Here is a 21,082-nt window from a genome sequence, read left to right as displayed (position 1 = left end):
TTATTTCTAAGCGGAGATATTGGAACAGAACGGCAACCTCCGCAAGTTTTCCGGTCGTTATCTACTTTTTGCCTCGTTTTAGCCGCGCTGGAGAATCACTTCAATAACCAGCTTGCTGCCAAAGTATGCCAGCATCAAAGCGATGAAAGCGCACAGGGTCCAGCGAACCGCGGTGTTGCCGCGCCAGCCCCATTGCCAGTGTCCCCAGAGAAGAATGCTGTAAAGCACCCAGGCGATGAGAGAGAGTGCTGTTTTGTGGAGAGGGCCCTGTTCAAACAGGTTGCCGACAAACACAAAGCCGGTAATCAGAGAGGCGGTTAGCAGCAGTTGACCGAAAGTGATTAGGCCAAACAGTAATGACTCCATGCTCTGCAGGGGGGGGAGCAGGCGCATTGCCCCCACGGGCCTGTGATTGTGCAGCTGCTGGTTCAGGTAATAGAGGTAAATGGCTTGCAGGGTGGCCAGGGTCAGTAGGGAGTAAGCAGAGATTGATAATAGGGCGTGCACGGCGATACCCGAGGATAGCTGCTGGTGCGGTGCTACGGGCCCCCAGGTATGCGAAGCTGCAAACTCAGTCAGCGCTCCAACCGGGGCAAAAATGAGTATCAGCAGAGTAAGCGGGCGGCCAGCGGCCAAGATTAGCAGTAACAGGTTTACTACCCAGGCGATGAGCGACAGCATTGCCAGCAGGTCAAAGCGATAGCCATCGGGGGAGTACAGTGTATATACCAGGGAGGCTCCATGGGTAGCCAGAGCGGCGGCGAGCAGTCCCAATAGTAGTTTTCGATTAGGCTGTTCTTCCCGGGCGAGTGCTCTGGCTGCGACAATAGTAGTGGCTATATATAGCGCGATGGCCGTCCAGTGGGCGAATGCCGCCATTGATTAGATCCGTATCTTCTAAGCAGAGGAGGATGAGTGTGTCACAGCCCGGTTTAACAGGGAAGATCTGGTGATATTTCGGCTGTGACAGGACCTGGGCTATACTGCCGCGCCTCAGAGTGGGAGTTGGAGATAGCTCCCCCCAAAATTTCGCGGCCCTCCGCACCGGGGTCCTGTCCGCAATCGGAGAAATCGAGACGAATTTATGTTCGATAACCTGAGTGACCGCTTATCGGCGGCCCTAAAAAAAGTCACCGGCAAGGCGCGCCTGACCGATGACAATATCCGCGATACCCTGCGCGAAGTGCGCAAAGCCCTGCTTGAGGCGGATGTCGCCCTACCTGTGGTGAAGGCCTTTGTACAGCAAGTGCGCGCAGCTGCTGTGGGGCAGAAGGTTAGCAAGGCCCTGAATCCGGGCCAGCAGTTCGTCAAGATTGTTCAGGATGAGCTGGTCAAGGTCATGGGTGCGGCGGCAGAGCCTCTCAATCTTGCGGTTCAGCCCCCGGCAGTTATTTTGATGGCGGGTCTGCAGGGCGCTGGTAAAACCACCAGTGTTGCCAAACTGGCCAAATACCTGCAGGAACGGGAAAAGAAAAAGGTCATGGTGGTGAGTGCGGACGTATATCGCCCCGCGGCCATCAAGCAGCTGGAAACTCTGGCTGGAGAAGTGGGCGCCCTGTTCCACGGCTCTACTTCAGATCAAAAACCTCTGGATATCGCCAGGGGTGCTGTGGACGCCGCGCGCAGACAGTTTGCCGATGTATTGATCGTGGATACCGCGGGTCGCCTGCATATTGACGGCCAGCTGATGGATGAGATTCGGGACCTGCACAGCGAACTGGACCCGGCGGAGACTCTGTTCGTTATCGATGCCATGATCGGCCAGGATGCGGTAAATACCGCCAGTGCCTTTAATGCGGCCCTGCCACTCACTGGCGTTATTCTCACCAAGGCGGACGGCGATGCCCGCGGCGGTGCGGCGCTTTCAGTGCGGCATGTGACTGGCAAGCCAATTAAGTTTATCGGTGTTGGTGAGAAGACCGATGCCCTGGAGACTTTCCACCCGGACCGTATTGCCTCTCGTATCCTGGGCATGGGCGACATCCTGTCTCTGATCGAAGAGGCAGAGCAGAAGATCGATCGGGAGAAGGCCGAGAAGCTGGTCAAAAAGGTACAAAAGGGGAAAGGCTTCGATCTGGAAGATCTGCGCGACCAGCTGCAACAGATGCAAAATATGGGCGGCTTCGGCTCTTTGCTGGAAAAAATGCCCGGTATGGGCGGTGTTGCGCAAGCTGCCCAGCAGGCGGATATGGGCAAAGAATTCAAGCGTATGGATGCGATTATCTCCTCTATGACCCCTGCAGAACGGCGCAATCCGGACCTGCTGAACGGCTCTCGCAAGCGCCGTATCGTCGCCGGTTCCGGTACCCAGCTGCAGGATCTCAACCGCCTGCTCAAGCAGCATAAGCAGATGGGCAAGATGATGAAAAAACTCAAAGGCGGGGGGATGAGCAAGATGATGCGCGGCCTTGGCGGGATGTCAGGGGCCGGTGGGGGCATGCCCGGAGGGCTCGGTGGAATGGGTGGTATGCCCGGCGGGCTCCCGCCTGGACTCAAGAAAAAGTAGGCCCTTTGGCGCCCAATGAGGCGCTATACAAATCTCTGGCGGTACATTAGAATACGCCGCCTTTCAGCCGGGGGTGAGCTGCCGGCAAAGTTGTTTGGGTGATGGCTTAATGCTGTCGCCAAGTGTTTAAAATTACAGGAAAGTTACATGGTAACCATTCGTTTGGCTCGTGGCGGTGCTAAGAAACGCCCGTTTTATCACCTGACCGTGACCGATAGCCGCAAATCTCGCGACGGTCGTTTCATTGAGCGTGTTGGCTTCTTCAACCCGGTTGCCCGTGGTCAGGAAGAGCGTCTGCGCGTTGATCGTGAGCGCGTTGACTACTGGCTGGGTCACGGCGCACAGGTTTCTGACCGCGTCAGCAAGCTTCTGAAAGAAACCGCTTAATTTGCGTGTAAGTGGTGCGTCTGTGACAGATAACGGAAAACCTTCCGAGCAGCTGGTCACAGTTGGGCGCGTAACGACCGTTTATGGTGTGCGCGGCTGGGTTAAGGTTCACTCCTATACCGAGCCGATGGACAACATCCTGCAATTCCCCAAGTGGTGGTTGCGGGGGCCGAAAGGCTGGGAGCCCTTGGATATTGACGCTGGCAAGCGTCATGGCAAAGGGTTGATCATACATGTGAAAGGCATGGATGACCGCGATCTGGCGGCTCAACTTTGCCAGCGTGATATTGCTATAGCACGTGACCTGATGCCTGAACTCGAGCAGGGTGAGTATTACTGGCACCAGCTAGTGGGTTTGCGGGTTATCAGCCGTTTTGGCGGCGAGGAGCACGATTTTGGCAATGTCGCTCGCATGATGGAAACTGGCGCCAACGATGTATTGGTGGTGCGTGGAGGAGTGGACAAGCGCGAGCGCTTGATTCCCTATCTGCCGGGCCAGTTTATTGCAGATATAGACCTGGAAGCCGGTATAATTACCGTCGACTGGGACCCGGCTTTTTAAGGCGCTGAGCGATGGTAAAAAGAATCGCTCTGGTAAGCATTTTTCCGGAGATGTTTGCCGCACTGACCGAGTATGGTGTCAGCGGGCGGGCCGTCAAAGATGGTCTGCTGGAAGTACGCTGCTGGAACCCTCGGGAGTTCACCAGTGACAAACACCGCACAGTGGATGACCGCCCGTATGGCGGTGGCCCTGGAATGGTGATGATGGCTGAACCCCTTTATCAGTCCCTGGAGGCGGCACGCGCCTGGGCTGGGGAAGAGGGCGAGGCTGTACGCAGTATCTACCTGTCACCGCAAGGACAGCAGCTGGATCAGCGCGGGGTCGAAGACCTCTCTAATGCTGGCAACCTAGTTTTGTTGGCCGGGCGCTATGAAGGCGTAGATGAGCGTATCGTCGAATCTATGATCGATGAAGAGTGGTCTATTGGTGACTATGTCCTAAGTGGTGGTGAGTTGGCTGCTATGGTAATGGTGGATGCGATTACCCGCCTGATTCCCGGTGCTCTCGGACACGATCAGTCGGCGGTTGAGGACTCTTTTTCCTCTGGTCTGCTCGACTGTCCCCACTACACCCGGCCCGAACAGTACCGGGGAGTAGCGGTACCGGAAGTGTTGCTCTCGGGCAATCACGAAAGAATACGCCGCTGGCGCCTGAAGCAGGCACTGGCGCGCACACAGCAGCGTCGGCCCGATCTTCTGGAGGGGCTGGAGCTGAATAAGGAGCAGAAGCAGCTGTTGGAGGAAATCCAGCAGGAGCGGAAGCCCGACAAAACTTGATGCCGGATTCGCCGGGAGGCGAGAGTAGTTCGGTGAACTAGCTGAGAAGCTACATAAACTCTATTTGGGAGCAAATCCAAATGACTAATAAGATTATCCAGCAGCTGGAGCAGGAACAGCTGAAGAGCGAAGTACCTCCCTTCGCGCCGGGCGACACTGTCATCGTTCAAGTAAAAGTAAAAGAAGGTAACCGCGAGCGTCTGCAGGCGTTCGAAGGTGTGGTGATCGGCAAGCGTAACCGCGGCCTGAATTCCTCCTTCACTGTGCGCAAGATTTCCCACGGTGTTGGTGTAGAGCGTACTTTTCAGACCCACAGCCCCATGGTTGACAGCATCAAGGTTAAGCGTCGCGGTGACGTGCGCCAGGCCAAGCTGTACTACTTGCGCAGCCTAACTGGTAAAGCCGCACGTATTAAAGAGAAGCTTAACTAGGCACCTCTCTTACAGCTCACAAAAATGCCGGGGTTACAGCCCCGGCTTTTTTATGCCAAAAATCTGCCCTTTGCGCTAAATTTACCTTTCAGTTCAAATTGTCAGCTAGCGGCTCAAAACTACGCCTGCCGTTGTTACCTTATCGTATTTCCCCTTTTTCTGAATTTTGGGTCACAAAACCCTCCCGTATGTACTCCCCGGGAACATCATTTCTCGGTATTGGTTTATCAGCGCACAACTTGGCTATTTGTTCGTAGTTCCGGGTGCCCAAATATGTTAAAACGCGCCATATAAGCCTGATATGGTGAGCAGCTGCCATACTGGCTGGAACTGAAGGGCGACGTTCGAGTCGAATCTCATTGAGAATTTAAGGAGCAATCGCTAATGATGCTTTTCAAGAAGCCGCTGGCACTCGCTGGAGTGCTGCTCGGTTTGTTTGGGCCAGCGGCCCTTGCGGAGGTCGACGCGAACATTGCGAAGACAATCAAGGCCCGTCTTGAGGCTAGTAATCCCAAGCCAGAGTATGGTGAAGTGCGCGAAACCCCCATTGCAGGGCTCTACGAAGTGGAGCTTGATGGAGGCAGCAGTACCCTGTTTGTCTCTGGCGACGGCAACCACTTTATCCTTGGAGACCTATTTCAGGTGAAGAGTGGTGGTGGCTTTGCCAATCTCTCGGAAGGGCGCAGGGCTGGCCGTCGCGCCCAAGTGATGGGGACCCAGAGTGTCGACGATATGATCGTCTTCTCACCAAAAGGGGAAACCAAGGCGCGTATTTATGTCTTTACCGATGTGGACTGTGGCTACTGCCGCAAACTGCACCAGGATGTTCCCGAGTTAAATAAACGCGGAATCGAAGTCAGATATCTGGCTTTCCCGCGCGGCGGCCTGCAATCTCTGGGTTACCGCAAGCTCGCAACAGCCTGGTGTGCCGATGACAGTAACAAAACCCTGACGGCGCTGAAAAACCGTGAAAATGTGCCCTTGAAGGTCTGTGACAGCAATCCGGTTGCCGCGCAATATAAGTTGGGCAACGAGGAGATTGATGTGCGCGGTACTCCCACCATTGTTATGGAGGATGGCAGGGTCGTGCCCGGCTATCTGCCGCCAGCTTCCCTGGTTAAAGAACTGGGTATCTAATCGTTTCGTGGAAATAGCGGCCCCACTTTGGCGGGCCGCTATTGATACTCAGGCCGGGCTCTTAAGGGCCACCTTGCGTGGCTGCGTCATATTCTCCGGTGCGAGAATGTCATTCAACTCTTCCTCACTCAGCAATCCCTCCTCGAGAATCAATTGCTTGACGCTGGCACCAGTCAGCAGTGCCTGCTGGGCGATACGAGTCGCATTTTCATAGCCGATAAACGGGTTAACTGCGGTAATCAGGCCAATGCTGTTCTCCACCATTTGTCGACAATGCTCTTCGTTCGCACTGATGCCATTGACGCAGCGCTGGGCGAGCGTATTCATAGCCTGGGTCATTAGGCGCATGGATTGCAGCAGGTTAAAGGCGATGACTGGCTCCATAACATTCAGCTGCAGCTGACCAGACTCGGCCGCCAGGGTAATCGTCAGGTCGTTGCCGATGACCTGATAGGCCACCTGATTGACCACCTCGGGGATCACCGGATTCACCTTGCCGGGCATAATCGAAGAACCCGGTTGCATCGGCGGTAGGTTGATTTCGTTGAGCCCTGCTCGCGGGCCGCTGGAGAGTAGGCGTAGGTCGCTACAAATCTTTGAAATTTTTACGGCGATGCGTTTCATTACACCGGAAAACATCACGAAGGCGCCCATATCCGAGGTGGCCTCAACCAGGTTTTCCGCGCAGACAAAATCGATTCCAGAAATTTCTGAGAGGGCCGAAACAACCAGCTGGCGATATTGCGGGTCGGTGTTAATGCCGGTGCCAATTGCGGTGCCGCCCATATTGATTTCATTAAATAAAGCAACCAGTTCTTTAACCCGGGCCACATCCTCGCGAATAGTTGCGGCAAAAGCGGCAAATTCCTGGCCCAGGGTCATGGGCACCGCATCCTGTAACTGAGTGCGCCCCATTTTAATTACGTGGGCAAACTCTTTTGCTTTGCTGTCAAACTCAATACAAAGCGCCTCCATGGATTGCACAAGATCGTTGTAACTGAGTAGTACCGCCAGATTGATAGAGGAGGGGTACACATCGTTGGTGGACTGCGACAGATTGACATGGTTGTTAGGGTGAACCTTTTTGTATTCGCCCTTGTTGTGTCCCAATAACTCCAAAGCGCGGTTGGCGATTACCTCGTTGGCATTCATATTGGTCGAGGTGCCAGCACCGCCCTGAATCATATCCACCAGAAATTGATCGTGTAATTTGCCATCGATAATCTCACTACAGGCATCGGCAATGGCCGTCTCCAAATCCTCCTCCAGGTAGCCGAGTTCGCGGTTAGCGCGTGCTGCCGCCTTCTTGACCATAGCCAGGGCTTTGACCAGGTTGGGGAAGTGGTTGAGGGTGATGCCGGTAATCTGGAAGTTTTCCAGGGCGCGCAATGTCTGGATACCAAAATAAACATCTGCCGGCACCTCCCGCTCTCCAAGTAGGTCTTTCTCTGTGCGAGATATACCGCCGGCGCTGAATACGGGCATGGGTTTTAGGGTGTGGAAATCGTTCGTCATAATGTTTTTGTTTTCTCTTCATCTTTGCGGGGCAAATACACCGGGAACAGAGATTAGCCTGGGTTCGGGGTTGCCCATTGTTGTTATTGCTCGGGCCCATTATTTGGGCCCGTTATAGGAATTAATTGTTAAAGTGGCGTGGCAAAAAAACTCTGGGGACCTTCGGTATTTGTAGCCCGGATGTTTTCGCGGATACTGCGGTTAATTTCATCGGAATCTGGGCCGAAGACCCCGCATAGTTTTAACGCATTTTTAATGCTGATTTTTCGCCCGAGGGATTCCAATAACACTTTTGTGCACACGGGCTCGCGCCGGTCACTGGCGGAGGCGCCCAGCTTGAGCCCAGATAAATAACTTACCCGGCTTTTGTAGGTAGGGTAGAGAATCGTCTGGGCGATTTCGTTGTGTGTCAGAGCCTCGTAGCCAATTAGAAAAATTCGCTCGGAGAGAAAGAGCAGCATGCCCTTGTAGCGGGACTTATACCATTCCTCACGGTCTGGATAACGCATTCGCTCAAAACGCTGAAAATAATACCCTTCACCATCTGACTCGATATGCAGCAAACTGCGAATAATGTGGTCTGGAAATGTCATTGAATAGTGATACTCGAAGTAAAAACCCAAGTACTTGTCCGCGCGCCCCTGAGACTCCCGGATCAGCAGATCGATACCTGGAGTGTAGGGGCGTGCGGGCTCTATTGTGCTAGAGGCGCTGCGAACACGAATAATCTGTTCGAAGCGTTCCTGTGGCATCAGGATTTCATGGGGTTCGACACCGAAGAAGTGGCAGATCTTATTGAGTGTATATTGTGAAGGTTGGGTGTTGCCGTTCAGGTATTTATTAAATTGTGCCCGGTTGACACCCATGCGCCGGCACACCTCAGCGATCGAGCGATAAAAGCTGCACAGTAGGCGCAAGTTTTGCGAAAAATTATTGCTCATTGAGGAATGTCTGTTACCAGTGCCCTGAGAGTCCCCTTGAAACTAGTCGTGGACCCGGTTTATTTCACCCCATATGGAGCGGGCGAAATGAATATTTACAGCGGAATTTTCGAGCAGGTTCCCTCTGCGTTTCTCAATCCATTCCGGCTGGTGCTATGAGGGCGTACACTCTCCACAAAGGGGGATTTCCATCAGCGTTTTAACTTTACTGGTTGAATAATTCATGGCCAGTAAATGATTTAATTTCGCATAGCACGCTTCGCTGGTCATATCCAAACCACCAATTACACCGGCGTGCAATAGCGCTGAGCCCGCAGCATATTTTCCGAGATCCACATGGTTTTCCAGGCACTGGGAAACCGCCACACAAATGATCTCCAGTTCCGCAGCCCTTTTCAGTTGGGCGGTAAATGCTGCATTGTCGGTCGGCGCGTTGCCGGTACCGTAGGTTTCAATCACTATGCCGCGCGGGCGGGATTCGATAATTTTACTGAGAAATAGCGAGGTGATTCCGGGGAATAATTTTACCAGTACAACATTGCCATCGGCGCGCTCGGGAATCTCGAACTGCGGGGTGTCGCCGTGCATTAATAAGGCGTTGGAATCGATGTTGACCTGGATACCCACCTCGCCGAGGCTTGGATAGTTGGGGCTGGTAAAGGCATTCAGAGAGCCGGAGCTGACTTTTACGGCTCGGTTGCCGCGCAGCAGTTTGCCGTTAAAGTAGAGGCAGACCTCGCCAATACTGTCGGAACCACTGAGCAGTAAGGCGGCAATCAGATTATTGTAGGCATCGCTACGCATTTCCCGCAGTGGGATTTGTGAGCCAGTGACTACTATCGGTTTGGCCAACCCCTGCAGGGCAAAAGACAGGGCGGAGGCCGTATAGGCCATGGTATCGGTGCCGTGCAGCACAACAAAGCCCGAGTAGTGGCTATAGTTGTCGCGTATCAGGGAAGCGATGCGGTACCAGTCCTGCGGTTGCATGTTGGCACTGTCGAGAAGTGGGTCGAGGGCCTGGAAGTCATAGCTCGGCAGCTGGCCAATCACATCTTGTAGGAGGCGCCCTAGTGCACCTTCGAGATCGGCATCCGGCACATAGCCGGATTCGCTGCGGCGCATTCCCAAGGTTCCGCCGGTATAAAGGATTAGGGTTTTTTTCATCACTCGACCGCTATCTGAGTTCGTTTTTCAGTGCGCCCATTTTTTGGAAAAGGCGCGGTGGATGCAATTTCGCAGGTTGTCGGTACCTGATGCTAGTAGATGCTTTTATAGCATCTACTGAGGATGGATCCTATTTCCAAGGGTGCTTTTTGGTGACAGAAGTTTCAGCTGCGCTTGTGTCGAGGGGTATGGCGGGGTTGCGCAATTTTATTGACTTTTTTACTTTCTGCTCGGTAAGGTTGTCGATCTTTTATAGTTTTTGTTTGCTTTTATTGCGCCTTCTTCTGGCGCGGCACCTTGAAAATTGGCGGTGCATTGCCGGGAGCCAGCGCGCGGAGGGAATTTGTGAGCGCAACAATTGATGAAGTTGCAGAGGCGGCGGACCAAACGGTTGCCGAAAAGTCGCAGCGCGCCGTGCGTATCGGCGTTTGCGGTTTGGGGACTGTGGGCAGCGGTACGATCAATGTCCTGGCGCGCAATGGGGAAGAGGTGGCTGCGCGCTGTGGTCGAGCGGTGGTGATAGAACAGGTTGGAGCCCGCCGTGACAATCCCGATTGCGATACCAGTGCATTGAGTGTGACCCGCGACATTTTTGAAGTCGCTAATAATCCCAATGTCGATATCTTGGTTGAGCTGATCGGCGGAACCACCGTGGCTCGCGAGCTGGTATTGGCGGCGATTGAAAATGGCAAACACGTGGTCACTGCCAACAAAGCGCTGATCGCCGAGCACGGCAATGAGCTGTTTGAGCAGGCAGCGAATAAGGGAGTGAGTATTGCCTATGAGGCCGCTGTCGCTGGAGGAATTCCTATCATCAAATCCCTGCGAGAGGGGTTGGTGGGCAACCGCATCGAGTGGCTCGCCGGTATTATCAACGGCACTGGCAACTATATCCTCACACAAATGCGAGAGAAGGGCCGGAGCTTTGATGACGCCCTGTCCCAGGCCCAGGCCCTGGGGTATGCCGAGGCAGACCCCACTTTCGATGTAGAGGGGATCGATGCCGCCCATAAATTGGTCATTATGGCCTCGCTAGCGTTCACTATACCGCTCGCCTTTGACAAGGTGTATACCGAGGGTATCAGCCGGGTTTGCCCGGAGGATATTCGCTATGCAGATGAACTCGGTTACCGCATCAAGCACCTGGGCATCGCCCGCCGCACGGATCAGGGGGTGGAACTGCGTGTACACCCAACCCTGATTCCACAGCGCCGCTTAATTGCCAATGTGAATGGCGTAATGAATGCGGTATTGGTGAATGGCGATGCGGTGGGGCCGACGCTTTACTACGGTGCCGGTGCCGGTGCCGAGGCCACCGCTTCCGCAGTGATTGCCGATATTGTGGATGTGGCGCGCACCCTCAATGCCAAACCGGACCAGCGCGTGCCCGCCGCAGGCGTGGCGCTGGCGGAGCAGGGTGATACACAGGTTCTGCCTGAAGAAGACGTGGTCACCAGCTACTACCTGCGAATCTCTGCTCACGACAAGCCCGGTGTTATGTCCAGGGTGGCCACCATTTGCAGCGATCGGGGTATTAGTATTGAGGCCCTGATTCAGCACGAGCCGATGGAAGGTGAGGAGCTGGTGCCAGTAGTCATTCTTACCAGCCGTGCCAGGGAAGCATGCTTGCGCGAGGCGGTTGCCCAGATTGAAGCCCTGGATACTGTCGAGGGGAATGTGGTGCGAATCCGTGTGGAAAGCCTCGGCTAATCACCGCCGCTATTGCTGTATGGCGCTCTCATGTTGGGGCGCCAATATTCTTTAAGCCCCGCTAGATTCAAGAGCGAAATAATACCGTGAAATTTATCAGCACTCGCGGCCGCGCGCCGTCACTCTCTTTTGCCGATACCGTACTCACCGGCCTCGCCAACGATGGCGGCCTCTATGTACCCGAATCACTACCGCAGTTTTCCCGCGGCGATATCGCCGCGATGGCGGGCATGGATTACGAACAACTGGCTTTCACGATTATCCAGCCTTTTGTAGGTGAGGACCTCAGTGAGCGTGAGCTGCGGGATATTATTGGGCGCGCCTATAACCGGAATCAGAGCCAATTTCGTCACAGAGCGGTGGCACCACTGGTGCAGACGGATACCAACGAGTGGATACTGGAGCTATTTCATGGCCCAACCTTGGCTTTTAAGGACTTTGCCCTGCAGTTCCTCGGTCAGCTGTTCGATCATCTGCTAAAAAAGCGCGGGGAACGCGTAGTGGTGATGGGGGCTACTTCCGGGGATACCGGCTCGGCGGCGATTGAAGGCTGCCGCCACTGTGACAATATCGATATTTTTATCCTGCACCCCCACAACCGAGTCTCAGAGGTGCAGCGCCGGCAGATGACCACGGTGCTATCGGACAATGTGTTTAATATCGCTATGGATGGCAATTTCGATGATTGCCAGAATATGGTGAAGGCCAGTTTCGCCAACCAATCCTTTCTGCCCGATGGGCGCCGCCTGGTTGCGGTCAACTCCATCAACTGGGCGCGTATCATGGCGCAGATTGTTTACTACTTCTACGCCGCAGTGCGCTTGGGTGCGCCCGACAAAACGGTAAATTTCTCGGTACCTACCGGCAATTTTGGTGATATTTTTGCCGGCTACCTGGCGCGGCAAATGGGTCTGCCGATTGACCAGTTGGTGATCGCCACCAACGCCAACGATATTTTGCACCGCTGTATCAGCGCCAACGACCATAGGCCCCAACCGTTAGTTCACAGCCTTTCGCCGAGCATGGACATTATGGTGTCGAGTAATTTCGAGCGCCTGCTGTTCGATTTGTACGGGCGCGACGGTGCTGCAGTGGCGGAGTTACTGGCGGACCGGGGTGCGCCTATGCATCTGAGCGAGCGGGCCCTGGAGCGTGCGCAGGACGTGTTTTCCAGTTATCGGGTCGATGATGCGCGCACTGTGGAGGTGGTTCGCGAGCAGTTTGCGGCAACTGGCTATCTGCTCGACCCTCACACCGCCATCGGCGTCGAGGCCGCGCGACGAGTGCGCCGCTCCGCCGAGCAGCCCATGGTTTGCTTATCTACCGCGCACCCGGCAAAATTCCCCGACGCTGTGGCGCGGGCGCTGCCACAAACTAAAATTCCCCTGCCGGCCCATATGCAGAACCTCTGGGAGCGCGAAGAGCGGCTCAAGGTGCTGCCCAACGACCTGTCCCAGGTGCATGACTATATGGTGACCATGTTGTCCGGTGGCTGCTAGTCGCCGATGGGGCTTGGATCACCGGATAAAAAATAGCTGAGAGAGCATGACTACAAGAATTCAGCGACGGCCAGTGGATTTTTCCACTGGCCGTTTTACTTCTGAAACCCCACAGATTTTGCAGAGAGTGTTACTCGGGCGTGGCATCGTCAGCGAGGAGGCCCTGGACCACAGCCTCGTCAAGTTGCAGAAACCCCAGCTTATGCGCGGTTTGGAAACGGCCGTGGCTCTGCTGGTGGAGGCCATCCGGGCGCAGCAGAAAATTTTGATTGTCGGCGACTTCGATGCCGACGGCGCCACCAGCAGCACCCTCGCCGTGCTGGCGCTGGGGGCCATGGGGGCGCCGGGAGTGGATTTCCTGGTGCCCAATCGCTTTGATTTTGGCTACGGCCTGACACCGGAAATTGTCGAGGTAGCCAAAGGCTGTGGCCCGGATGTGCTGATCACCGTGGATAACGGCATCAGTAGTATCGACGGGGTGACCGCGGCCAAGACGGCGGGTATGACCGTGGTAGTGACGGATCACCACCTACCGGGTAGTGAGCTGCCGGATGCCGATGCGATCGTCAATCCGAATCAGCCGAACTGCGATTTTCCCAGTAAGAATCTCGCCGGTGTCGGGGTGATCTTCTATCTGCTCAGCCGCTTGCGCAGCGCCTTGCTGGAGTGTGGCTGGTTTGAGCAAAGTGGGATATCCCCACCGAATATGGCCGAGTACCTCGATTTGGTCGCCCTCGGCACTGTGGCGGACCTGGTTCCCCTGGATCACAACAATCGTATTCTGGTGCATCAGGGGATCGCCCGCATTCGCTCCGGCCGCTGCCGCCCCGGCATCTCCGCGCTGCTTGAAGTGGCCGGGCGCGACCAGCGCCGACTGTCCACCACCGACATCGGCTTTATCCTGGGACCGCGTATCAATGCGGCCGGGCGCCTGGACGATATTGGCACCGGTATTCGCTGCCTTCTGACACGTGACCCGGGCGAGGCTCGCGAACTGGCGGGGGAGCTGGATATGCTCAACCGGGATCGCAAGGCGATTGAGCAGGGCATGCAGCGGGAGGCACTGGCGGCGCTGGAAACCCTGAGTCTCGAAGGGGAGATTCCCTGGGGCCTGTGTCTCTACGATGCCAATTGGCACCAGGGCGTGGTGGGTATCTTGGCCAGCCGCATCAAGGAAAAATTCCACCGCCCGGTGATTGCTTTTGCCGAGGGAGATAACGGGCTGGTAAAGGGTTCCGCGCGTTCCATACCCGGCCTGCATATCCGCGACGCACTGAGCGATGTGGCCGCGGCCAATCCCGAATTGATCAGTAAGTATGGTGGTCACGCCATGGCGGCGGGCTTGAGCCTGCCCGCACAACACCTCGATGCCTTCCGCGCCGAGTTTGAGCGGGTAGTGCGCAGCCGTCTCGATGAAAACCAGCTGCAGGCGGTGATCGATTCCGATGGCGAGCTGGAGGTACAGGATTACACCCTGCACACCGCTACCCTGCTGCGCACCTGCGCCCCCTGGGGGCAGGCGTTTCCTGAGCCTATTTTCGACGGGGAGTTCCTGCTACTGCAGCAGCGCATTGTCGGCGAGCGCCATTTGAAAATGGTAGTGGCCCCACCACAGGCGCCCCAGCTGGCACTCGATGCCATCGCCTTTAATGTGGACACCGATCAGTGGCCGCAGGCCGCCGAGAAAGTGCGGCTGGCTTTTAAACTGGACGTGAATGAGTTTCGTGGGCGCGAGTCCCTGCAGTTAATGGTGAGCCTGTTGGAAGCCGTATAAGGACACCTTTGTTGGCCGCTGTGCAGCGCATGGAGCCTGTGTACACCGGTTTTTAAAAAGTGGTTGGAAGTTGAAGACGTGAAACGCAAACAAGTACAGGCGGAAACCCTACTGTTATTGGCGGCGCTGTTTTGGGGTGTCGCCTTCGTACCGCAAAAGATTGCCATGGCGGATATAGAGCCGCTGGCGTTCAATGCCTGGCGCTTTATTCTCGGTGGTCTGATTTTGGTGCCGATTGTTTACTGGCTCTCATCGCGGCGGGATGCTCAGCCCGTTGAGGTGGATGGCGGGCACGTCAATCACCGTTGGAAAGCCTGTTTGCCTGGCGGAGCCCTGCTCGGTTTTTGGTTGTTTCTCGGCGCGGCACTGCAGCAGGTGAGTCTGCTTTATACCACTGCCGGTCGCGCCGGATTTATTACCGGTTTTTACCTGTTATTGGTACCGGTCATCGGGTTGTCCCTCGGTCATAAAACCAACCGCTGGACATGGGCGGGTATTGGCCTGGCTTTATTTGGCCTCTATTCGCTCGCAGATTTTAGTGAGGAGTCACAGCTAATAGGCGATCTGATGGTGTTTGCCAGTGCCTTTGTGTTCGCCATTCAGGTGCTCTCCGCCGATCGCCTAGTCAAGCGTTACGATGCGCTGCGCCTCGCCTGTATACAGTTTCTGATGTGCGGCCTGCTATCGGCCCTCGCCTCACTCTTTACTGAGCAGGCCACAATTCAGTCGGCTGTAGATGCGGCTTGGCCCATTGCCTACATGATGATTTTTTCTACGGCGCTGGCGTTTACGTTCCAGTTACTGGCTCAGCGCTATGCGGCACCCTCCCATGCCACTGTAATTATGAGCCTGGAGGCGGTGTTTGCGCTGGCGGCGGGCTGGTTGTTTCTCAATGAAATATTGAATACCCGCGAGTTGGTCGGCTGTGGGCTGATGCTGGCTGGAATGCTGGTCAGCCACTTTGGAAATCACAGCGGTACACACCACTAGGAAAGCTTATGGATTTATCGGTACTCGCGCTTTTTGTCCCGGCCAGTTTCTTTGCCTCGGTCACGCCGGGGCTGTGCATGATGTTGGCACTTAGCTTGGGGATCACTGTGGGGGTGCGCCACACATTGTGGATGATGATCGGTGAGCTGGCTGGTGTTGCCCTGGTGGCACTGGCTTCAGTGCTTGGAGCCGCCGTACTGATGTCGCAGTACCCCTCTGTGTTTCAGGTGTTCAAATACTGCGGCGGGGCCTACCTTATCTGGATTGGCTTACAGATGTGGCGCGCGCAGGGTCAGTTGGCAGTACTCGATGAGGCTAAAGGGCGTGGCCGGCCCTCGGCAAAGGCGCTTGTGGCGCAGGGATTTATTACCGCTGTGGCCAATCCCAAGGGGTGGGCGTTTTTCATTGCGCTATTACCGCCCTTTATCAACCAGGGCAAGCCACTGGCACCGCAACTTTCGGTGCTGATTGTCACCATACTGTTGCTGGAAACCCTGTGTTTGCTGATTTACGCTGGGGGTGGTCAGGCTCTCAGCCGCCTGTTGGAGCGCGCGGAGAATGTGCGTCTGATAAACCGTATTTCCGGTACATTGATGCTATTGGTGGGAGCCTGGTTGGCTTTGTCCTGAGCTGGGTGGCCATCGCTTTATGGAGGACGTTTGATGGTGAAAACGATGTTGTCCACTCTGCTTACGCTGACTCTGGCAGTGGCCATGGCGGCTTGTGGTGGAGCCAGGGAGGAAAAGGCAGTGGAAAATCAGGCCGAAAATACTCGGGGTGCCAACCAGCCTGAAGTGGCATCGAGTCCTCCAGCACCCAGGCCGGGCGAGCTGGTTTGGGTTTACCGCAAGAGCGGCCGCAAGCAGTGCGAGGGTGGTGGTGTGACCCTGCAACAGAGCTTGGCTAAATTACGTGAGAACGGCGTAATGGTGCAGGAATCTCGCTGCGGGGTGCGCACAGACCGAATGTATCCAGCGGTATGCGGCGCTCCCACTGGAGATATACTGCTGCACCTGGTCAGCATGGATGCACTGGATGCGGCATTGGAACTGGGTTACGACCCTGCGGAGCAGATGCAGTATCAGTTTTCCGAGTGCCGGGACAATAGCGCCTAAAGAGAGGCCGCCGGGCACTAAAAGCAGTAAATGGGGTGAGTATTGGCAATGAATATTTCCCAGGCGGCGCAGCAGTCGGGCCTCAGTAGCAAAGCGCTGCGCCACTATGAATCGACAGGGCTTCTGGTTCCTGCGCGGCGGGCGAATGGTTATCGCGATTACAGCGAGGCGAACCTAGAGGCTCTGCGCTTTATCCAGCGCGCCCGTGCCAGTGGTTTCTCTGTCGATGAGGTGCGCAGCCTGTTAGAGCTGCGCGACAACCCCGGTCGGCGCAGTAGAGTAACCCAACAGCTGGTGCGTGAAAAACTCTCAAGGCTGGAAGCCCAGTTGCGCGATATGCTGGAAATGCGTGCTTCCCTGGCGTCCTTTGTAGACAGCTGTGCCGGTGATGATTCCCCGCGCTGCGCGATTTTAGAGCAGCTTTCCGGCCAGCCTTGCGAATAAGAATTTCGCCGGTTTCTGCTGGTTGGCCGACTGGCAGTACCCCTGCGCGCTGCGGTAGAATACGCGCCGCTTTATTTTTGTCGGAAGACTGAGAATTCATGGAAATCAATCCCCTCCTCAATCAATTAAAAGACCTCGCAGAGCGCACCGACGTTCTTAGGGGGTATCTTTGACTATGCCAACAAGAAAGAACGCCTAACAGAGGTCGAACTGGAACTGGCTGAGCCGAGCGTTTGGGACGATCCCAATCGCGCGCAGGAATTAGGGCGCGAGCGCGCCTCCCTGGAAACTGTTGTCACCACCATCGAAAACCTCGACTCGGGTATTGCCGATTGCCGCGAGCTGCTGGAGATGGCGGTAGAGGAGAACGACGAGGACTCTGTGGAAGAGGTTTCCGCCGAGATCGAAAACCTGCAACAGCAGCTGGGCGTGCTGGAATTCCGTCGTATGTTCTCTGGTGAAAATGACGAGAATAACGCCTACCTGGATATCCAGGCGGGCTCTGGTGGCACCGAGGCTCAGGACTGGGCGGAAATGATATTGCGCATGTATCTGCGCTGGGGTGAGGCCCACGGTTTTAAGACAACCCTGGAAGAGGTTTCCGCCGGGGAAGTCGCGGGTATCAAGAGTGCCACCGTACATTTTGCTGGAGACCACGCTTTTGGCTGGTTGCGCACCGAGACCGGTGTACATCGCCTAGTGCGCAAATCGCCCTTTGATTCCGGCAACCGCCGTCATACCTCTTTCAGCTCGATATTTGTTTCGCCGGAAATCGATGACAATATTGAAATTGATATCGACAAATCCCAGGTGCGTGAAGATACCTACCGCGCTTCTGGCGCCGGTGGTCAGCACGTAAACAAAACCGACTCTGCGGTGCGCTTGACCCACTTGGAAACCAATATTGTGGTGCAGTGCCAGAGTGAGCGCTCCCAGCACCAAAACCGCGATAAAGCTTGGAAAATGCTGCGTGCAAAAATGTACGAGCAGGAAATGCTCAAGCGCAATGCAGAAAAGCAGGCCATGGAAGACAGCAAGGCTGACATCGGTTGGGGCAGCCAGATCCGCTCCTACGTGTTGGACGACCAGCGTATTAAGGACCTGCGCACCAATGTCCAGACCAGCAACTGCCAGGCAGTACTGGATGGAGACCTGGACCAGTTTATCGAAGCCAGCCTGAAAGCCGGTCTCTGATTCGGGGGCTCCACCCTCACCGCGTCCCTCGCCTCTCACCAACGGGAGGGGGGCAATATCACTCACAAAACTGATAGATCACCATGACTGATATCCAGCAAGACGAAAACAAACTGATCGCCGAGCGCCGCACCAAGCTTTCCGCTCTGCGCGAGAAGGGCAATGCTTTCCCCAACAGTTTTCGCCGCGAGAACCTCGCTGCCGACCTGCAAGCGGAGTTCGGCGATAAACAGAAAGAGGAGCTGGAAGAACTGGGTAAACGGGCGTGCGTAGCGGGACGTATCCTGGCGAAACGCGGCCCCTTCATGGTGATTCAGGATGTCTCGGATCGCATTCAGCTCTACGCCGACAAAGCTGCGCAAAAAGATATTAAAGAGCGCTTCGGCACCTGGGATATTGGCGATATCGTCGGCGTAAAAGGCACCCTGCACAAGTCTGGCAAGGGTGATCTCTACGTCAACTGTGAAGAGTACAGCCTGCTGACCAAAGCGCTGCGCCCGCTGCCAGAGAAATTCCATGGCATCGCCGACCAGGAACTGCGCTACCGCCAACGCTACGTAGATCTGATCGCAACGCCGGAAGCGCGTGAAGTGTTTCGCGTGCGCTCCAAAATTGTCGAGTACATCCGTCAGTTCCTGAATGGCCAGCAGTTTATGGAAGTGGAAACGCCTATGTTGCAGGTGATTCCCGGCGGCGCCAGCGCACGTCCCTTTGTGACACACCACAATGCGCTGGATATTGATATGTATCTGCGCATCGCCCCCGAGCTGTACCTGAAGCGCCTGGTGGTCGGCGGTTTTGAGCGGGTTTACGAGATCAACCGCAACTTCCGCAACGAAGGTTTGTCCACACGCCACAACCCCGAGTTCACCATGCTCGAGTTCTACCAGGCGTACGCGGACTACAACGACCTGATGGATCTCACCGAGAAGATGCTGCGCGGTATCTGTGAGGATGTACTAGGCTCCACCACTGTGGAATACCAGGACAGCAGTTACGACTTCTCCAAGCCGTTCGCGCGCCTATCCGTGTTCGACTCCATCCTGCACTACAACCCGGAATTGACTGCGGCCGATATTGACACGATCGAATCTGCTCGCGCCGTGGCAGAAAAACTGGATATCCCGCTGAAGGAAAGCTGGGGCCTGGGCAAGGTTCAGATCGAGATTTTCGAGAAGACCGTAGAGCACCGCCTCGACCAGCCGACCTTTATCACGGAATACCCCACCGAGGTGTCTCCGCTGGCGCGTCGCAACGATAACAATCCGTTTGTCACCGACCGCTTCGAGTTCTTCGTTGGTGGCCGCGAGATTGCCAATGGCTTCTCCGAGCTGAACGACGCCGAAGACCAGGCCGAGCGCTTCCAGGCTCAGGTAGCCGAGAAAGACGCGGGTGATGATGAAGCCATGCACTTTGATGCCGACTACATCCGTGCGCTGGAGTACGGCCTACCGCCCACCGCCGGTGAAGGTATCGGTATCGACCGTCTGGTAATGTTGTTTACCAACTCCCCATCGATTCGCGACGTGTTGCTGTTCCCGCATATGCGCCCGGAAGCAAATGACTAGGCGAACGATAAATAGGGCGACAAAGTAAGCCCTGCGCACTGTCCCCAGTGCGCACTGCCACCGCGCCACATCCGGCGCGGCGGTTTCCCTTCGGTAAATTCCCTCAGGCGAGCGCTATCTATCCTTAATGGATGCTTATCGAGATTGAACCTCGGTAAAACCATTACATGGAGATGGTCTTGGCGGCAAATAAAGCGGCAGTAATCTTTAATGGACTCGCAGCGCTACTAATTGGCTGTGTGGCCGAGGCTCAAACGACACCGGAACACAACTTCGCAAATACAGCGGTTGTTTCACAGCCAGATGTTTGGCGCTTTGTGGCCACCCCCTATATTTTCCTGCCCTTGCGTACCGAAGGGCAGGCCACAGTGGCGGATACCACTGTGGATGTGGATCTGAATTTAAAGAAAACCTTGGAGCTTCTTAATACGGCTTTTTCTGTTCGCCTGGAGGCCTGGAAAGGGCGTTTTGGCTTGGTTTCCGACCTCTACTATGTACACTTGAATTTAAATGAGGGGACGACTGTTGCCCCCCCCAGAAATCCCCAGTTGGATATAAATATTGATATCGATGTTAATGTGGATGTTCACCAGGGGTGGATTGCTGCCTTTGGTGTTTACCGAGTACTGCAAGGGCATTTTAATGAAAGCGACCGTCGCTATTTTTGGGATATAGGTGCGGGAGTACGCTGGAATCGCCTCAGGCAGGAAGTGAAAGCCCGCGTGGGTATTGATATTGGCAGAATGCCGGAAGTACAAAATCGCCTGGGCGGCCGCAAAAGCTGGTGGGAACCCACTATTGGCACCCGTGTGGGTTTTGCCTTGAATGACTGCCTGACACTGGGAGCGCGTACCGAAATCGGCGGTTTCGGAGCTGGTGGTGATGATTTGCAGTGGAATGTATTAGCAGGGTTAGACTGGCGCGCCTGGAAAACCACCTCACTGCGCTTGGGCTACCAGTATTACAGCATCGATTATTCCGGCCGTCTCTCTGATGGGCGCTTTGCTTATGATATTACTGAGCATGGGCCCTATTTAGCAGTGACTTGGCGCTGGTAAAAAAATATTTTTTTCGTTTCTGAGCAGTTCTTGGTTTGGGCTTTCCTTTATAGATGCTCCTTATTGGTGACTAATGCCCACTGGAGGTTTCGATCATGGTGGCCAATATTTATGAAAGAGGCGAGAGTAACGGGATAAAGATATTAAAAAATCAATAAGTTAGTAATTTGACGAGAGTGCGTGATGGTTTTAGTGATCAGTATTGTTCTATTTGGTTCTAAGGTTGTGTTTCATCCTAGATTCCCATAACAACCGACACACTTGGCAATAGCGAGAGAGGTCAGCTGGCTGTAGGCTAGTAAGCTTCCACA

General features: G+C 55.1%; 20 protein-coding genes. 16 read left to right on the top strand and 4 right to left on the bottom strand.

Translation table 11 applies throughout. The features are described from left to right. Nucleotides 1-78: 78 nt before the first annotated feature. Nucleotides 79-879: a cytochrome c biogenesis protein CcsA gene (gene ccsA / locus Q1A69_RS09230; protein WP_299584365.1), complete on the bottom strand. Its 801-nt coding sequence runs from the start codon at nt 877-879 to the stop codon at nt 79-81. A 205-nt stretch (nt 880-1,084) separates the two neighbouring features. Between ccsA and ffh the strand changes: the two genes are divergently transcribed. The 6 genes from ffh (at nt 1,085) to Q1A69_RS09200 (ending at nt 5,799) form a co-directional block, all read left to right on the top strand. Then, on the top strand, nt 1,085-2,506 hold the full coding sequence (ffh, locus tag Q1A69_RS09225) for a signal recognition particle protein (RefSeq protein WP_299584362.1): 1,422 nt from the start codon (nt 1,085-1,087) through the stop codon (nt 2,504-2,506). 147 nt (nt 2,507-2,653) lie between these two features. Next, a complete protein-coding gene (gene rpsP, locus Q1A69_RS09220) occupies nt 2,654-2,893 on the top strand; it encodes a 30S ribosomal protein S16 (protein WP_299584359.1) in 240 nt (79 codons plus the stop codon). 22 nt (nt 2,894-2,915) lie between these two features. Next, a complete protein-coding gene (rimM, locus tag Q1A69_RS09215) occupies nt 2,916-3,455 on the top strand; it encodes a ribosome maturation factor RimM (protein WP_299584356.1) in 540 nt (179 codons plus the stop codon). 11 nt (nt 3,456-3,466) lie between these two features. Next, nucleotides 3,467-4,231 carry a tRNA (guanosine(37)-N1)-methyltransferase TrmD gene (gene trmD / locus Q1A69_RS09210; protein ID WP_299584353.1) on the top strand — a complete coding sequence of 255 codons (765 nt, stop codon included), beginning with the start codon at nt 3,467-3,469 and terminating at the stop codon, nt 4,229-4,231. Nucleotides 4,232-4,311: 80 nt separating this feature from the next. Beyond that, nucleotides 4,312-4,662, top strand: coding sequence for a 50S ribosomal protein L19 (gene rplS / locus Q1A69_RS09205; RefSeq protein WP_299584350.1), 351 nt, complete (start codon nt 4,312-4,314; stop codon nt 4,660-4,662). A gap of 384 nt (nt 4,663-5,046) precedes the next feature. Beyond that, nucleotides 5,047-5,799, top strand: a complete 753-nt coding sequence (locus Q1A69_RS09200) for a DsbC family protein (RefSeq protein ID WP_299584347.1) — start codon at nt 5,047-5,049, stop codon at nt 5,797-5,799. A 48-nt stretch (nt 5,800-5,847) separates the two neighbouring features. On the opposite strand, the gene aspA is transcribed toward Q1A69_RS09200, so the two are convergent. The 3 genes from aspA to Q1A69_RS09185 all read right to left on the bottom strand — a co-directional run bounded on the left by aspA (nt 5,848) and on the right by Q1A69_RS09185 (nt 9,419). Next, on the bottom strand, nt 5,848-7,314 hold the full coding sequence (aspA, locus tag Q1A69_RS09195) for an aspartate ammonia-lyase (RefSeq protein ID WP_366525566.1): 1,467 nt from the start codon (nt 7,312-7,314) through the stop codon (nt 5,848-5,850). 128 nt (nt 7,315-7,442) lie between these two features. Then, nucleotides 7,443-8,255 carry a helix-turn-helix transcriptional regulator gene (locus Q1A69_RS09190; protein WP_299584344.1) on the bottom strand — a complete coding sequence of 271 codons (813 nt, stop codon included), beginning with the start codon at nt 8,253-8,255 and terminating at the stop codon, nt 7,443-7,445. Nucleotides 8,256-8,408: 153 nt separating this feature from the next. Further along, the gene (locus tag Q1A69_RS09185) at nt 8,409-9,419 is read right to left on the bottom strand and encodes an asparaginase (RefSeq protein WP_299584341.1); all 1,011 of its coding nucleotides are present in this window, start codon (nt 9,417-9,419) and stop codon (nt 8,409-8,411) included. Nucleotides 9,420-9,776: 357 nt separating this feature from the next. Between Q1A69_RS09185 and Q1A69_RS09180 the strand changes: the two genes are divergently transcribed. The 10 genes from Q1A69_RS09180 (at nt 9,777) to Q1A69_RS09135 (ending at nt 20,771) form a co-directional block, all read left to right on the top strand. After that, nucleotides 9,777-11,129, top strand: coding sequence for a homoserine dehydrogenase (locus Q1A69_RS09180; protein ID WP_299584539.1), 1,353 nt, complete (start codon nt 9,777-9,779; stop codon nt 11,127-11,129). Between the two features lie 86 nt (nt 11,130-11,215). After that, the gene (gene thrC, locus Q1A69_RS09175; protein ID WP_299584337.1) at nt 11,216-12,628 is read left to right on the top strand and encodes a threonine synthase; all 1,413 of its coding nucleotides are present in this window, start codon (nt 11,216-11,218) and stop codon (nt 12,626-12,628) included. 46 nt (nt 12,629-12,674) lie between these two features. Continuing rightward, nucleotides 12,675-14,402, top strand: coding sequence for a single-stranded-DNA-specific exonuclease RecJ (gene recJ / locus Q1A69_RS09170; RefSeq protein WP_299584334.1), 1,728 nt, complete (start codon nt 12,675-12,677; stop codon nt 14,400-14,402). A gap of 78 nt (nt 14,403-14,480) precedes the next feature. Then, on the top strand, nt 14,481-15,392 hold the full coding sequence (locus tag Q1A69_RS09165) for a DMT family transporter (RefSeq protein WP_299584331.1): 912 nt from the start codon (nt 14,481-14,483) through the stop codon (nt 15,390-15,392). A gap of 8 nt (nt 15,393-15,400) precedes the next feature. Next, nucleotides 15,401-16,021: a LysE family translocator gene (locus Q1A69_RS09160; RefSeq protein ID WP_299584328.1), complete on the top strand. Its 621-nt coding sequence runs from the start codon at nt 15,401-15,403 to the stop codon at nt 16,019-16,021. A gap of 33 nt (nt 16,022-16,054) precedes the next feature. After that, complete coding sequence (locus Q1A69_RS09155; RefSeq protein WP_299584325.1) at nt 16,055-16,507, top strand: hypothetical protein; 453 nt, start codon at nt 16,055-16,057, stop codon at nt 16,505-16,507. Between the two features lie 48 nt (nt 16,508-16,555). Next, nucleotides 16,556-16,951, top strand: a complete 396-nt coding sequence (locus tag Q1A69_RS09150) for a MerR family transcriptional regulator (RefSeq protein WP_299584322.1) — start codon at nt 16,556-16,558, stop codon at nt 16,949-16,951. A 98-nt stretch (nt 16,952-17,049) separates the two neighbouring features. After that, a protein-coding gene (gene prfB, locus Q1A69_RS09145) for a peptide chain release factor 2 (RefSeq protein WP_299584319.1) occupies nt 17,050-18,145 on the top strand; the annotation gives its coding sequence in 2 pieces (ribosomal slippage) (nt 17,050-17,121 and nt 17,123-18,145; 1,095 coding nt in all). Nucleotides 18,146-18,228: 83 nt separating this feature from the next. Then, complete coding sequence (gene lysS, locus Q1A69_RS09140) at nt 18,229-19,713, top strand: lysine--tRNA ligase (protein WP_299584316.1); 1,485 nt, start codon at nt 18,229-18,231, stop codon at nt 19,711-19,713. Between the two features lie 179 nt (nt 19,714-19,892). Next, nucleotides 19,893-20,771, top strand: coding sequence for a hypothetical protein (locus Q1A69_RS09135; RefSeq protein ID WP_299584313.1), 879 nt, complete (start codon nt 19,893-19,895; stop codon nt 20,769-20,771). Nucleotides 20,772-21,082 lie beyond the last annotated feature (311 nt).

Origin of the sequence: uncultured Microbulbifer sp., assembly GCF_947498635.1 — a bacterium.
Classification (GTDB): Bacteria; Pseudomonadota; Gammaproteobacteria; order Pseudomonadales; family Cellvibrionaceae; genus Microbulbifer; species Microbulbifer echini.
This window is presented reverse-complemented; position numbering and strand designations above follow the sequence as displayed.

What these genes read in the sequence shown, in the direction of transcription:
- trmD (WP_299584353.1), top strand. Translation starts at nt 3,467, where the DNA reads ATGGTAAAAAGAATCGCTCTGGTAAGCATTTTTCCGGAGATGTTTGCC.
- rpsP (WP_299584359.1), top strand. Translation starts at nt 2,654, where the DNA reads ATGGTAACCATTCGTTTGGCTCGTGGCGGTGCTAAGAAACGCCCGTTT.
- Q1A69_RS09185 (WP_299584341.1), bottom strand. Translation starts at nt 9,419, where the DNA reads ATGAAAAAAACCCTAATCCTTTATACCGGCGGAACCTTGGGAATGCGC.
- lysS (WP_299584316.1), top strand. Translation starts at nt 18,229, where the DNA reads ATGACTGATATCCAGCAAGACGAAAACAAACTGATCGCCGAGCGCCGC.
- ccsA (WP_299584365.1), bottom strand. Translation starts at nt 879, where the DNA reads ATGGCGGCATTCGCCCACTGGACGGCCATCGCGCTATATATAGCCACT.
- Q1A69_RS09160 (WP_299584328.1), top strand. Translation starts at nt 15,401, where the DNA reads ATGGATTTATCGGTACTCGCGCTTTTTGTCCCGGCCAGTTTCTTTGCC.
- rplS (WP_299584350.1), top strand. Translation starts at nt 4,312, where the DNA reads ATGACTAATAAGATTATCCAGCAGCTGGAGCAGGAACAGCTGAAGAGC.
- Q1A69_RS09155 (WP_299584325.1), top strand. Translation starts at nt 16,055, where the DNA reads ATGGTGAAAACGATGTTGTCCACTCTGCTTACGCTGACTCTGGCAGTG.
- Q1A69_RS09200 (WP_299584347.1), top strand. Translation starts at nt 5,047, where the DNA reads ATGATGCTTTTCAAGAAGCCGCTGGCACTCGCTGGAGTGCTGCTCGGT.
- aspA (WP_366525566.1), bottom strand. Translation starts at nt 7,314, where the DNA reads ATGACGAACGATTTCCACACCCTAAAACCCATGCCCGTATTCAGCGCC.
- Q1A69_RS09190 (WP_299584344.1), bottom strand. Translation starts at nt 8,255, where the DNA reads ATGAGCAATAATTTTTCGCAAAACTTGCGCCTACTGTGCAGCTTTTAT.
- recJ (WP_299584334.1), top strand. Translation starts at nt 12,675, where the DNA reads ATGACTACAAGAATTCAGCGACGGCCAGTGGATTTTTCCACTGGCCGT.
- Q1A69_RS09150 (WP_299584322.1), top strand. Translation starts at nt 16,556, where the DNA reads ATGAATATTTCCCAGGCGGCGCAGCAGTCGGGCCTCAGTAGCAAAGCG.
- ffh (WP_299584362.1), top strand. Translation starts at nt 1,085, where the DNA reads ATGTTCGATAACCTGAGTGACCGCTTATCGGCGGCCCTAAAAAAAGTC.